The following is a 12,738-nucleotide window of genomic DNA, read 5'->3' on the forward strand; positions in this document are numbered from 1 at the left end:
GTTTTATTGGATTGCGCTAGTCATATTGTTAGATCGCCGTACACAGGAAGAACGCCTAATGTCGAGCAACACCGTCGCCCAGTTCGCTTCCGAGCTGAAAATGCCTGCCAATGTGCTACTGGAACAGTTGCGCTCGGCTGGCGTTGAACTCAAATCGGTAGACGACGCCGTCACCGACAGCGACAAGGCGAAACTGCTCGACTCGCTGCGCCGCGCCCACGGCGCCGCCGCGGAGGGCAAGAAAATCACCTTGACCCGTCGTCAGACCTCGGAAATCCGCCAGGCTGACGCGACCGGCCGCTCGCGCACCATCCAGGTGGAGGTGCGCAAGAAGCGCGTATTCGTCAAGCGTGATCCAGCCGAGCTCGCCGCAGAAGCGGCAGCCGCCGCGCAGGAAGCGGCGGAGTCCGCCGACGAGCAGGCCGCGCAGGCGCAGGCGCCCGCCGCCGGCGCCACGCCGCCCGTCCAGCCCGCCACGCCTGCCGACGCGGCCGCATCCGCCGCACCGACGCCCGCCGCCGCGACGCCGGAGCCCGCGCCTGCCGCGCCGGCGCCCGAGGCCACGCCGGCGCCCGCCGCGGAATCGACTGGCGCAAGCACCGAGGCCGGTGCGGCTGACGCGGCCAGTATTGCTGGCGTTGCTGGCGTCGCCCAACCCGTTGCCGGCACCCCCGCCGACGCTGCCGCCGCGCCCGCGGCGTCCGCGCAGGCCAAGCCGGCCGAGCCCGTGGCCGAAGCCAAGCCGGCCGAGGCCGCCCAGAAGACCGCTGACGAGACGCCGGCGGCCACCGAAAAACAAGCAGAACCTGTTTCCCGACAGCCGGAACCCGAACACGAGGCATCCGCGGCACCCGCCGCCGGCCCCGCCGCCGAGCCGGTCGCCGCCGTTGCCCAGCAAGAGCCCGTGAAGATTTCCGAACCCGTCGTGGCTGCGCAGCCTTCCGCCGCAGCTCCTTCCTCCAAGCCGGCCGCCGAAAGCGCCGCCAAGCCTTCCTCGCCGGTCGCCCGGCCCGCCGCCAATGTGCCGCCCGCCGCCTCGCGGCCCGGTACGCAGCAGGGGCCGCGTGGTCCGCGTGCGGGCGAAGCCCGTCGTGGTCCGCCGCCCGTCGCCGCATCGGCCGCCGCCACGCTGACGTCGGCCCAGCGCGACGACGCGCGCCTGCGCGCCGAAGCCGAGGCCGCCGCCCTGCGCGAGATGCTGAATCGTCCGCGCAAGGTGCTGCGCGCGCCCGAGCCGGAAGCGCCGGCCAACGCCAACCTGTCCGGCACGCTGCACAAGCCGGCCGGCAAGGCCGCGGGCGTCAAGAAGGACGCCAAGCCGGGCGCCGCTGGCGCACCGGGAACGAAGAAGACCATCAAGACCACCGAGGTTTCGTCCTCCTGGTCCGACGACAATCGCGGCAAGAAGCCCGCCGAGAAACCCGCCACTCCCGCCAGCCGTGACGGCTGGCGCGCCGGCGGCAAGGGTGGCGGCAAGGGCGGCGGTCGTCGCGGCCAGCAGGATCGCCGTGGCGGTGGCGCGCAGCAGGAAGCCGCGTCGCAGGAGTTCATCTCCCGCGAAGTGCACGTGCCGGAGACCATCTCCGTCGCCGACCTCGCGCACAAGATGTCCGTCAAGGCCGCGGAAGTCATCAAGCAATTGATGAAGCTGGGACAGATGGTCACCATCAACCAGGTGCTGGACCAGGAAACGGCCATGATCGTGGTCGAGGAACTGGGCCACAAGGCGATTGCCGCAAAGCTGGACGATCCGGAAGCCTTCCTGGACGAAACCGCCCCGGGCGAAGAAGCGGAACTGCTGCCGCGCGCCCCGGTGGTTACCGTCATGGGCCACGTCGACCACGGCAAGACCTCGCTGCTGGACTACATCCGTCGCGCCAAGGTCGCCGCGGGCGAAGCCGGCGGTATCACGCAGCACATCGGCGCCTATCACGTCGAGACCGATCGCGGCATGGTCACCTTCCTGGACACCCCGGGCCACGAAGCCTTCACGGCCATGCGTGCCCGCGGCGCCAAGGCGACCGATATCGTCATCCTGGTGGTGGCGGCGGATGACGGCGTGATGCCGCAGACGCGCGAAGCCATCCACCACGCCAAGGCCGCCGGCGTGCCGCTGGTGGTGGCGGTGAACAAGATCGACAAGCCGGATGCCAATCCCGAGCGCGTCAAGCAGGAACTGGTTGCCGAGCAGGTCGTGCCGGAAGAGTACGGCGGCGACGTGCCTTTCGTGCCGGTGTCGGCCAAGACCGGCGCGGGTATCGACGACCTGCTGGAAAACGTGCTGCTGCAGGCGGAAATCCTGGAACTGAAGGCGCCCGTCGACGCCCCGGCCAAGGGCCTGGTCATCGAAGCGCGCCTGGACAAGGGCCGCGGCCCGGTCGCGACCATCCTGGTGCAGAGCGGTACGCTCAAGCGCGGCGATGTCGTGCTGGCCGGCGCCAGCTTCGGTCGCGTGCGCGCCATGCTGGACGAGAACGCCAAGCCGGTACAGACCGCGGGCCCGTCCATCCCGGTGGAAATCCAGGGCTTGACCGAAGTGCCGGCCGCCGGCGATGAGCTGATGGTGCTGGGCGACGAGCGCAAGGCGCGCGAAATCGCGCTGTTCCGCCAGGGCAAGTTCCGCGACGTCAAGCTGGCGCGCCAGCAGGCCGCCAAGCTGGAATCGATGTTCGACAACCTGGGCGAAGGCACGCAGACCCTGGCGCTCATCGTCAAGACCGATGTGCAAGGTTCGCAGGAAGCCCTGGTGGCGGCGCTTACCAAGCTGTCGACCGAGGAAGTGCGCGTGCAGGTGGTGCATGCGGCCGTGGGCGGTATTTCGGAAAGCGATATCAACCTGGCCATCGCGTCGAATGCCGTCGTCATCGGCTTCAACGTGCGCGCCGAACTCAGCGCCAAGAAGCTGGCCGACAACAACGGCATCGACCTGCGCTACTACAACATCATCTACGACGCCGTGGATGAGGTGAAGGCGGCGATGTCGGGCATGCTGGCCCCGGAGAAGCGCGAGGAAATCATCGGCCTGGTCGAGATCCGCGAGGTCTACTCGATCTCCCGCATCGGCAACATCGCGGGTTGCATGGTGCTGGACGGCATCGTGCGCCGCGACTCGCAAGTGCGCCTGCTGCGCAACAACGTGGTCAGCTGGACCGGCCACCTGGATTCGCTGCGCCGCTTCAAGGACGACGTGCGCGAGGTCAAGGCCGGTTTCGATTGCGGTCTTACCCTGCGCGGCAACAACGACATCCAGATCGGCGACCAGCTGGAAGTCTTCGAGATCAGGGAGATCGCGCGCACGCTGTAAGGCGGGCGAGGCGTATCGGTGATCATGAGCCGTCACAAGTCCAAAGCCATCCCCGGCCGCAACCTGCGGTTGGCCGACCAGATCCAGAAGGACCTGGCCGTGCTCATCCAGCGGGAAATCGACGTCGCGCGCGGCGGCCTGATTACGCTGTCGGGGGTGGAACTGTCGCAGGATTATGCCCATGCCAAGGTGTATTTCACCGTCATGGGCGCGGAGCCGGAAACGGCGACCGCCCTGCTCAACGAAAAGGCGGGCTGGCTGCATTCGCAGCTGTACCGCATGCTGCACATCCATACCGTGCCCACGCTGCGCTTCTTCCATGATGCGCAGATCGCGCGCGGCATCGAGATGTCGCAGCTGATCGATCGTGCCAACCGTCCCGATTCCTATCGCGACAAGCCCGACGAGCCTGAAGACCAGTCCTGAGCGGCTGTCGTCACTGCTTTTTTTCCTGGATTACGACGATGGCCAAACGACGCGGGCAGGTGCTCGACGGAGTAGTGCTGCTGGACAAGCCTGAAGGCCTGTCCAGCAATCATGCATTGCAGCGGGTGCGGCGGACGCTGGACGCCGCCAAGGCGGGGCATACGGGGACGCTAGATCCCTTCGCCACCGGCTTGCTGGTGTGCTGCATGGGCAAGGCCACCAAGATAGCCGGCGCGATGTTGAACGCCGACAAAGGCTATGTCGCGACGCTGTGTTTCGGCGAGGAGACCGATTCGGGCGACCTGACCGGCAATGTGGTCGCGCAGGCGCCGGCGGATTTTGCCGGCGTGGACGAAGCCGCCTTGCGCGACGTGCTGTCACGTTTCGTCGGCACCATCGAGCAGATTCCGCCGATGTATTCGGCGCTCAAGCGCGATGGCAAGCCGTTGTATGAGTACGCCCGCGCCGGCATCGAACTGGAGCGGCCACCGCGCCAGGTGACGATATACCGCATCGAACTGCTCGCCTGCGACGGCATGAGCGCGCGGATCGATGTGGCGTGCAGCAAGGGGACATACATCCGTACGCTGGCCCAGGATATCGGGCGCGCGCTGGGATGCTACGGCCACCTGTCGGCGCTGCGGCGCACGCAGGTGGGACCGTTTTCGCTGACGCGCGCGGTGGCGCTGGAAGCTTTGCAAGCAATGCCTGATCCCAAGCAGGCCTTGCTGCCCATGAATGAATTGCCGGCGGGCCTGGCGCCCGTCATACATTAAAGGATCCGTTATGAGTCGCGCTCTGCGCAACGTCGCCATCATCGCCCACGTCGACCACGGCAAAACCACGCTGGTCGACCAGCTGCTGCGCCAGTCGGGCACCTTCCGCGAAAACCAGGCCGTGGCCGAACGGGTCATGGACTCGAACGACCTGGAAAAGGAACGCGGCATCACCATTCTCGCGAAGAACTGCGCGGTGGAATATGCCGATACCCATATCAACATCGTCGATACCCCGGGGCACGCCGACTTCGGCGGCGAAGTGGAGCGCGTGCTGTCCATGGTCGATGGCGTGCTGCTGCTGGTCGACGCGGTCGAAGGCCCGATGCCGCAGACCATCTTCGTCACCCGCAAGGCGCTGGCGCTGGGCCTGAAGCCCATCGTGGTCGTCAACAAGATCGACCGTCCGGGCGCGCGTCCCGACTTCGTCATCAACGCCACCTTCGAACTGTTCGACAAGCTGGGCGCGACCGAGGAGCAGCTGGATTTCCCGGTGATCTACGCGTCGGGCCTGTCGGGCTATGCAGGCCTGACGCCTGACGTGCGCGAGGGCGATATGCGCCCGCTGTTCGAGGCCATCCTCAAGTATGTGCCGCAGCGCGATGACGATCCCAACGGCGCCCTGCAACTGCAGATCATCTCGCTGGACTACAGCAGCTACGTCGGCAAGATCGGCGTGGGTCGGGTGAACCGCGGCCGCATCCGCAGCGGCATGGACGTGCAATACCGCTTCGGCCCGGACGGCGAGAGCGGCAAGGGCCGCATCAACCAGGTGCTGAAGTTCAAGGGCCTGGAGCGTGAGGTCGTTCCCGAGGCGGAAGCCGGCGACATCGTGCTGATCAACGGCATCGAAGGCCTGGGCATAGGCTGCACGGTGATGGATTCCGCGTCGCCGGCGACCGAGGCGCTGCCCATGCTGCGCATCGACGAGCCGACGCTGACGATGAACTTCATGGTCAACACGTCGCCCCTGGCCGGTCGCGAAGGCAAGTTCGTCACCAGCCGCCAGCTGCGCGAGCGCCTGGACCGGGAATTGAAGTCCAACGTGGCCCTGCGCGTGCGCGATACCGGCGACGATACGGTGTTCGAAGTGTCGGGCCGTGGCGAACTGCACCTGACCATCCTGCTGGAAACCATGCGCCGCGAGGGCTACGAGCTGGCCGTGTCGCGCCCGCGCGTGGTGTTCAAGGAAGTCGACGGCGAGCGCCAGGAACCCTATGAATTGCTGACCGTGGACGTCGAGGACGCGCACCAGGGTGGCGTGATGGAAGAATTGGGCCGCCGCAAGGGCGACCTGCTGGACATGCAGCCGGACGGCCGCGGCCGCACCCGGCTTGAATACCGCATTCCGGCGCGTGGCCTGATCGGCTTCCAGAACGAGTTCCTGACCATGACGCGCGGCACGGGCTTGATGAGCCATATTTTCGACGAGTATGGCGCCGTGCGCGAAGGCAGCATCGGCGAGCGTCGCAACGGCGTGCTGATCAGCCAGGACAACGGCGACGCCGTGGCCTATGCGCTGTGGAAGCTGCAGGATCGCGGCCGCATGTTCGTGAGCCCGGGCGAACCGCTGTACGAAGGCATGATCATCGGGATCCATAGCCGCGACAATGACCTGGTGGTCAACCCCATCAAGGGCAAGCAGCTGACCAACATCCGCGCGTCGGGCACCGACGAAGCGGTGCGCCTGGTGCCGCCGATCCAGATGTCGCTGGAGTACGCGGTGGAGTTCATCGACGATGACGAGCTGGTCGAGGTCACGCCGAAGTCGATCCGCCTGCGCAAGCGCTACCTGACGGAAAACGAGCGCAAGCGCATGGCGCGCGCCGAGCAGGCGTAAGCACGCAGGATCGCGCTTGCGAGAGCCCGCCGTCTTGCGGCGGTTCGAAAAAAAACCTGTGCAATTTGATTGCACAGGTTTTTTTCATGGTGCGTCCGGCCGTTGCCGGCGCGGGCCGGCAACTCAGCGGACAGGGGGCGGTTCGCCGCTGGGTTTGAACACGAAGATGGCGATGCGGTCGCGCACGTACACCCGGTACGAGGCGCGCACGATGTCGGGCTTCTCGCCGGCCAGCGCGGCGGCGGTTTCCGGCGCGATGGGCCGCATCGGCGGAACACGGCCGAACATGCGTAGCTGATCTTCGGCCCACCCCCAGCCTTGCGTCAAGTGCACGGGCAGCAGCTCCGCGAGGATGGGATGCTTGCGCAGGTTGTGCTTGACGATGGGCGGATGGCCGGCCTGGCCGACCAGGGCGATGCCCTCCAGGGGCATGCGTGCGCGCAGGGCGGCGACGTCGTCCACCATGTTGCCGGACAGGTTGTCCTCGTAGGCTTTCTGCTGTTCAAGGGAGTTGCCGTAGACCGAGGCGATCACCACCATGACGGCCGCCGGCAGGATCAGCAGGCCGATGACGTGACGGCGATCGCCGCGCAGCAGCGGCACGGCGGTGGACAGGATCAGCGCCGATACGGTCATCAGGGCGCCGAAGCCCATCATCACGCGGGGCGCGAATACCGGCTGCGCCAGCACCAGCATGGGCCCCCAGGGCGCGACCAGCAGCGACAGCGGCAGCAGCGGCACCGCCAGGCAGAGCGCGACGCGCACGCCGGCGCCGGCGCGCGGCCACTGCCGAACGGCGTAATACAGCGCGCCCAGCAGCGTTACGGGCACGGATATCCCGGCCAGGGCCAGCAAGACCCAGCCGCGCATGGTGGTCAAGGTCACCCAGATGTAGCGCCAGAACCGGCGCAGGTTTTCGAAGAAGATCGCGGGATCGATAGCGCTGTGCGAGGCGGAATAGCCGCCGCTCACCGTGTGCTTCAACACCATGACATAGAGGATGCAGGCGAGCATCGTGCCGCCGAGCTGGCTGGCGACCTGGCGCAGGAGTTCGGTGGGCTCCAAGTTGCGCAACTGGCCTATGATCACCTGCGCGATGACCAGCAGGACATAGACATTGGCCGCGGGCTGGTAGAGGCACAGCGCCATCAGCAGGAACAGCATTTTCCGTGGTACCTGCCACCAGCCGCCGCGCATCGGGTCCAGCGCCGCGATGGCCGCCAGCGTCATGGCGGTGGTCATCGTCAGCACATCGAATTTATAGGACAGGTTTTCCAGGTAGTAGGGACTGCCGGCCAGCGGCAAGGCGCACAGGGCGGGCAGCCAGCTGCCCTGCAGGTTCAGGCGCCGCGCCAGCAGCGCCGCCAGCGCGGCCAGCAGCAGCAGGGCGCCCAGCTGGGGGATGGGAGTGATGTCGGTAAGGGGCGTTCCCGCGTTGATGACTTCCATCATCACATTGGCCAATGGCCGGCCATCGGAGCCCCAGCCGAGATAGCCGTCGCTCGCGCGTCCCATGTCGTCGATATAGAGGCGATCCGCGTGCAGGATGGGCCAGAGGATCAGGCCGAAGAGTATGAGGGCGGCCGAGAAGGGACGCCGGGGAAACGAGCGGGACATGAAACCGAAGAGGGAACGTGGAGGTAGTGGCTTTCGGCCGGGATGGCGGGGCAGGGCCGCGCGTCTCCTTTGGAGCACCGGCGCATTGTGATGGTTCGTCCACGATGTGTCTATTTTTCTTCAATATTTGATGAAAATTTGACGGTAAAAGGCGGGGACGCGAGCGGGCATGTCCCCTGGCCGGCAGCGACATGCCGTGCCGGACTCCTGCGTCCCGGCTACTTCAACTGCTGGATCCGGATCATGTTGCCGGCGGGATCGCGGACGGCGAAGTCGCGGACGCCGTAGGGCTGGTCCATGGGCTCCTGGACGATCTCGGCATCGCCGGTCTGCATGCGCTGGAACGCCGCGTCCAGGTCCTTCGCGCCCAGCAGGAGCATCGCGAAGGTGCCCTTGGCCATCATCTCCGCGATCATGCGCTTTTCATCGTCCGTGAGGCCGGGCGTGGCGTTGGGCGGATAGAGCACGATGGCGGTGTCGGGCTTGCCCTTGGGGCCGACGGTGACCCAGCGGTTGCCGCCATAGGCGACATCGTTGCGGATCTCGAAGTCCAGCGTGTCGCGGTAGAAAGCGAGGGATGCCTCGGGATCGCCGTGAGGCAGGAAGGTCGAGTGTATGGTGATATCCATGGTCAGTCTCCGTCGTTGCGTCGTTGATGGGGGGCGGCGGCCATGGTCATCCGGTCGCCGCATGTATTCCAGGGGCTCCATGTCCACCGTTGACATGCCTGCATGCCGGGTCCGACACCGCCTGCGACAGTCTAGGTCCGTGTCTTGGCCGGCGCTTCTCGATTCCTGATCGGTCTCGTCACCTGCCGGGCAACGCACGAGGGCATGCCGGCGGTGGCCCCCGCATGGTCGCGCCGATAGGCGCTGGGCGTAAGGCCGACCAGCGCCGTGAAGCGGGTACTGAAGGTGCCCAGGGACGCGCAACCGACTTCGAAGCAGACTTCCGTCACGCTCAGGTCGCCGCGGCGCAGCAAGGCCATCGCGCGTTCGATCCGGCGTGTCATCAGGTAGGAATAGACGGATTCGCCATAGGCGACGCGGAACTGGCGGCTGAGGTGGCCGGCCGACATGTGCACGCCGCGCGCCAAGGCATCGACGTCCAGCGCTTGCGCGTAATCGCGGTCGATGCGGTCGCGCACGCGGCGCAGCCTGGCGAGGTCGCGGAGCGTGGTGTCGAGGGAGGCGGCCATCGGGCAATGTTGCCATGGGCCGCCGGGCAGCTCAATCGCGCGCTGGCCGCTCATGGAGTGGGCCGTGGCGCGAAAGGGATCCGCATGGGAAATTCCGCCTCGACCAGGATGGACCTCCTTGTCTTGGAGGCCCAATTGGTTCATGTTCTTCGGCCCAAAAATGCGGAATGCCGCCATCATCTCATGTAATTTGGTCCCTGTTTGGTATATTCTTAGCGACACTAAACAAATTTAATATACCAATTGGTCCGTGTGTGCCAGCGACGCCACCGAAGCAGGGTGGCGCCGACGCCGGACACGCATCGGACATCGCCGAAAGGCGGCAACACCAACCAAGGCCGGCCGCAACGTACGGCGGGCCAGGAGGAGACTGACATGGCATTGCATCCCTGGGCCAAGCACATGGCCGCCGCCGCACTGTGCCTGGCCGCCACGGCGGCCGCCGCCGAATATCCGGACCACCCCATCACCATGATCGTGCCATTCCCGCCAGGCGGCGTGGCCGATGTCGTGGCGCGGCCCTTGGCCCAGGCGCTGGGCGAGAGGCTGGGCGAGCCGGTCATCATCGAGAACCGCGGCGGCGCCGGCGGGGCCGTCGGCATAGGCCAGGTGGCCCGCGCCAAGCCGGATGGCTACACGATCCTGATGAGCCTGTCGTCCATCTCCATCCTGCCCGAGGCCGACAAGGTGCTGGAACGCAAGCCGGCCTATCAATTGGACCAGTTCGTGCCCATCGCACGGATCACCGCTGACCCGACCGTGCTGGTGGTGCGGGCCGACAAACCGTGGAACAGCGTGCGCGACCTGGTCGAGGCGGCGAAGCAACAGCCGGGCAAGCTCAGCTATGGCAGCTCGGGTATCTACGGCACCATGCACGTGCCGATGGCCATGCTGCAGAACGCCGCCGGCATCAGCATGCTGCATGTTCCGTTCACGGGCGCGGGGCCGGCGGTGCAGGCCATGCTGGGCGGCCAGGTGGATGCCGTCGCCACCGGGCCCTCGTCGGTCGCGCAACTGGTCCAGTCGGGGCGCGTCAAGGCCTTGGCGCATTGGGGCGACGAGCCCTTGGAGAGCATGCCGCGGGTGCCCACGCTGAAGTCGCAAGGCTACGACGTCACGTTCGTGCAGTGGTCCGGCGTGTTCGCGCTGGCCGGCACGCCGCCGGCGGTGCTGGACCGGCTGCGGCAGGCCGTGAAGGACGTGGCCACCGACGAGAAGGTCAAGGCCTTGATCGCGGGCACGGGCAGTCCCGTGCAATACCTGGACGCCCAGGCTTTCGACGCCTACTGGCGCAAGGACTCGGCGTCGCTGGCCCTGGCCGTGCGGAAGATAGGCAAGGTGGAGTAGGGCGGCTAGGCCGCCAGCAGGCCGCGCTTCTCGATGAAGGCGACGATGTCGGCCAGGCCAGCGCCGGCCTTCATGTCGCTCATGACGTAGGGGCGACCGCCCCGCATCTTGCGGGTGTCCTCTTCCATCACGGGCAGCGATGCGCCCACCAGCGGCGCCAGATCGGTCTTGTTGATGACCAGCAGGTCGGACTTGGTGATGCCCGGTCCGCCCTTGCGCGGGATTTTCTCCCCGCCGGCCACGTCGATGACGTAGAGCGTAAGGTCGGATAGTTCGGGGCTGAAGGTGGCGGCGAGGTTATCGCCGCCGGATTCGATGAAGACGATGTCCGCGTCGGGAAAGCGCGACAGCATGCGGTCGACGGCCTCCAGGTTGATGGAGGCGTCCTCGCGGATGGCGGTGTGCGGGCAGCCCCCGGTCTCCACGCCCATGATGCGTTCGGCCGGCAGGGCGCCCGCGACCGTGAGCAGGCGCTGGTCTTCCTTGGTGTAGATGTCGTTGGTGATGACCACCAGGTCATACCTGTCGCGCATGGCCTTGCACAGCATCTCGGTAAGCGTGGTCTTGCCTGAGCCCACCGGGCCGCCGATGCCGACGCGCAGGGGAGGATTCTTCTTGGTGCGGGATGTCATGCGTGGATCCTGGAAGAAAACGCGGCGGATGCGCCGCGACGAGGGTAAGCGGCATGGCGCGCCGTCATGAACGGAACAGCCTTGAGTACTGCGTCTCGTGCCGCGCGGACAGGGTGGCCAGCATGGGCGCGAAGGTCGACGCGTCGTCGGCGTGCGTGATGGCGGCGCGCGCCGCGCCGGCGGCGATGTCCGCGCGCAGGCCGAACAGGATGCGCTGTCCGGCCACCTGGCCCAGCGGGACGGCCTTGAGGGCGGCGCCCACCTGGTTCTCGGTCCAGGCGAAGAGCCAGGCCTGCAGACCCTCGTGCAGCGCCACGCCGGCGCTTTGCAAGGCATAGGCATAGGCCGTGGGCAGGCTCAGCGGGCGGATGGCGCGCAGGACGGCGCGGGCGGATTCCGGACCCCAGGCCAGGTCGTCCAGCAGGCGCGCGAGCGACCACCCCATCTGCTCGGTCTCCTGGCGCAATTCGGCCGATTCGCGCATGGCCAGCAACTCGTCGTTGCAGTCCACCAGCGCGGCGGTGTCCGCCGCCTGCCAGTTGCGGTATTGCCGGGCCAGGAACACCGCCTCGCCGCGCGCGGCCACGTCCAGGCCGGCGGCGATCCAGCCGCGCGCCGTGTCGGCGTCATGGACGAGGCCGGCGTCGATGGCGGCCTCCAGGCCCTGCGAGTAGCTGAAGGCGCCGATCGGCAGGGCCGGCGACGCCAGGTGCAGGAGGGCGAGCAGGTCAGTGCCGGTGCTTGTGGGCGCCGGCGGGCTTGCCGTGGTCGTCGTCGTGATCGTGGCCGTGGTCATGATCATGCTTGTGCTTGTGCTTGTGCTCGTGCGCATGGTCGTCGTGTCCATGCGAGTGGCCACCGTGGCCGTGGTCGTGACCGCAATGGGCATGGTCGTGATCGTGACCATGGTCGTGCGCATGCTTGTGACCATGGTCGTGATGCGCATGATCATGGTCGTGATCGTGCTTGTGGTCGTGCCCGTGGCCATGGTCATGCTTGTGATCGTGGGCGTGCCCATGCCCCTGCCCGTGCTCATGTCCATGCCCGTGCCCGTGCTCATGCCCGTGCCTGTCCTGGTAGACCTGTTGCGCCAGTGCGTAATCCTCGGCGTAGGTCTCGTCATGGCCATGCTTGTGGCCGCCGCCATAGGCGCCGGCCTCGGGCTGGAAGGGCGCCTGCACCTCGACCACCGTCAGCCCCAGGCGCAGCAGCAGATCGCGCAGCACCGGGTCGAACTCCAGTTGCATGTAATCCGCGCCCACTTCCACCGGCGTGTGCCGGTTGCCCAGGTGATAGGCGGCGCGCAACAGGATATGCGGATCGATGCAGGTCGCCCGCAGCACCGCCTGGGGCGCGGCCACCACGCGCACCAGCGTGCCATCCTCGGCCACCAGCGCGTCGCCGTCGCGCAGCACGGTGCCGCGCGGCAGGAACAGCGCCACTTCCTCCCCGTTGTCCAGTGTTGCCGCCAGACGGCTGCGGCTGCGCTGGTCGTAGGGCAGCGTCAGCGTGGCCGCGCGCCGCAGCAATGCCTTGGCGACGCCTTGGCCGGGTCCGACGATTTTCTCGATGCGTTTCATGATGCCTTGTACTTGCGG

The 12,738-nt window shown here is 67.0% G+C and carries 11 protein-coding genes; 5 read left to right on the forward strand and 6 right to left on the reverse strand.

The genetic code is table 11. The features are described 5' to 3' along the window. Positions 1-58: 58 nt before the first annotated feature. From infB to typA, 4 genes are read left to right on the forward strand one after another with little or no spacing between them, the layout of a single operon-like run. On the forward strand, positions 59-3,304 hold the full coding sequence (gene infB / locus C7R54_RS26805; protein ID WP_129153966.1) for a translation initiation factor IF-2: 3,246 nt from the start codon (positions 59-61) through the stop codon (positions 3,302-3,304). A gap of 24 nt (positions 3,305-3,328) precedes the next feature. Beyond that, entirely contained in the window at positions 3,329-3,730 is a 402-nt protein-coding gene (gene rbfA / locus C7R54_RS26810; RefSeq protein WP_129153967.1) for a 30S ribosome-binding factor RbfA, read from the forward strand. Positions 3,731-3,768: 38 nt separating this feature from the next. Further along, on the forward strand, positions 3,769-4,506 hold the full coding sequence (truB, locus tag C7R54_RS26815) for a tRNA pseudouridine(55) synthase TruB (protein ID WP_129153968.1): 738 nt from the start codon (positions 3,769-3,771) through the stop codon (positions 4,504-4,506). A 10-nt stretch (positions 4,507-4,516) separates the two neighbouring features. Then, positions 4,517-6,346: a translational GTPase TypA gene (typA, locus tag C7R54_RS26820; protein ID WP_129153969.1), complete on the forward strand. Its 1,830-nt coding sequence runs from the start codon at positions 4,517-4,519 to the stop codon at positions 6,344-6,346. A gap of 123 nt (positions 6,347-6,469) precedes the next feature. Here typA and C7R54_RS26825 read toward each other — a convergent pair whose 3' ends face one another. The 3 genes from C7R54_RS26825 to C7R54_RS26835 form a co-directional block, all read right to left on the reverse strand. After that, positions 6,470-7,963 (reverse strand): glucosyltransferase domain-containing protein, encoded by a 1,494-nt coding sequence (locus tag C7R54_RS26825; protein ID WP_129153970.1) that lies wholly within the window; start codon positions 7,961-7,963, stop codon positions 6,470-6,472. A gap of 218 nt (positions 7,964-8,181) precedes the next feature. Next, complete coding sequence (locus tag C7R54_RS26830) at positions 8,182-8,592, reverse strand: VOC family protein (RefSeq protein ID WP_129153971.1); 411 nt, start codon at positions 8,590-8,592, stop codon at positions 8,182-8,184. Between the two features lie 131 nt (positions 8,593-8,723). Beyond that, positions 8,724-9,161 carry a helix-turn-helix transcriptional regulator gene (locus tag C7R54_RS26835; RefSeq protein WP_129153972.1) on the reverse strand — a complete coding sequence of 146 codons (438 nt, stop codon included), beginning with the start codon at positions 9,159-9,161 and terminating at the stop codon, positions 8,724-8,726. Between the two features lie 375 nt (positions 9,162-9,536). Between C7R54_RS26835 and C7R54_RS26840 the strand changes: the two genes are divergently transcribed. Next, the gene (locus C7R54_RS26840; protein ID WP_129153973.1) at positions 9,537-10,508 is read left to right on the forward strand and encodes a tripartite tricarboxylate transporter substrate binding protein; all 972 of its coding nucleotides are present in this window, start codon (positions 9,537-9,539) and stop codon (positions 10,506-10,508) included. A gap of 5 nt (positions 10,509-10,513) precedes the next feature. Here the strand turns inward: C7R54_RS26840 and ureG are convergent, their stop codons facing one another. From ureG to ureE, 3 genes are all read right to left on the reverse strand, one after another. Further along, complete coding sequence (gene ureG / locus C7R54_RS26845) at positions 10,514-11,140, reverse strand: urease accessory protein UreG (RefSeq protein WP_129153974.1); 627 nt, start codon at positions 11,138-11,140, stop codon at positions 10,514-10,516. A 64-nt stretch (positions 11,141-11,204) separates the two neighbouring features. After that, positions 11,205-11,936 carry an urease accessory protein UreF gene (locus tag C7R54_RS26850; RefSeq protein WP_129153975.1) on the reverse strand — a complete coding sequence of 244 codons (732 nt, stop codon included), beginning with the start codon at positions 11,934-11,936 and terminating at the stop codon, positions 11,205-11,207. Then, positions 11,869-12,720: an urease accessory protein UreE gene (ureE, locus tag C7R54_RS26855; RefSeq protein WP_129153976.1), complete on the reverse strand. Its 852-nt coding sequence runs from the start codon at positions 12,718-12,720 to the stop codon at positions 11,869-11,871. The genes C7R54_RS26850 and ureE overlap by 68 nt, the downstream gene beginning before the upstream one ends. Positions 12,721-12,738 lie beyond the last annotated feature (18 nt).

Origin of the sequence: Achromobacter aloeverae (assembly GCF_004121055.1) — a bacterium.
Taxonomy (GTDB): Bacteria; Pseudomonadota; Gammaproteobacteria; order Burkholderiales; family Burkholderiaceae_B; genus Bordetella_C; species Bordetella_C aloeverae.

Excerpts from the sequence above, each read along its gene's own strand:
- C7R54_RS26840 (WP_129153973.1), top strand. The coding sequence starts at position 9,537 with ATGGCATTGCATCCCTGGGCCAAGCACATGGCCGCCGCCGCACTGTGC.
- infB (WP_129153966.1), top strand. The coding sequence starts at position 59 with ATGTCGAGCAACACCGTCGCCCAGTTCGCTTCCGAGCTGAAAATGCCT.
- ureG (WP_129153974.1), bottom strand. The coding sequence starts at position 11,140 with ATGACATCCCGCACCAAGAAGAATCCTCCCCTGCGCGTCGGCATCGGC.
- typA (WP_129153969.1), top strand. The coding sequence starts at position 4,517 with ATGAGTCGCGCTCTGCGCAACGTCGCCATCATCGCCCACGTCGACCAC.
- rbfA (WP_129153967.1), top strand. The coding sequence starts at position 3,329 with ATGAGCCGTCACAAGTCCAAAGCCATCCCCGGCCGCAACCTGCGGTTG.
- truB (WP_129153968.1), top strand. The coding sequence starts at position 3,769 with ATGGCCAAACGACGCGGGCAGGTGCTCGACGGAGTAGTGCTGCTGGAC.
- C7R54_RS26835 (WP_129153972.1), bottom strand. The coding sequence starts at position 9,161 with ATGGCCGCCTCCCTCGACACCACGCTCCGCGACCTCGCCAGGCTGCGC.
- C7R54_RS26850 (WP_129153975.1), bottom strand. The coding sequence starts at position 11,936 with ATGACCACGGCCACGATCACGACGACGACCACGGCAAGCCCGCCGGCG.
- ureE (WP_129153976.1), bottom strand. The coding sequence starts at position 12,720 with ATGAAACGCATCGAGAAAATCGTCGGACCCGGCCAAGGCGTCGCCAAG.
- C7R54_RS26825 (WP_129153970.1), bottom strand. The coding sequence starts at position 7,963 with ATGTCCCGCTCGTTTCCCCGGCGTCCCTTCTCGGCCGCCCTCATACTC.
- C7R54_RS26830 (WP_129153971.1), bottom strand. The coding sequence starts at position 8,592 with ATGGATATCACCATACACTCGACCTTCCTGCCTCACGGCGATCCCGAG.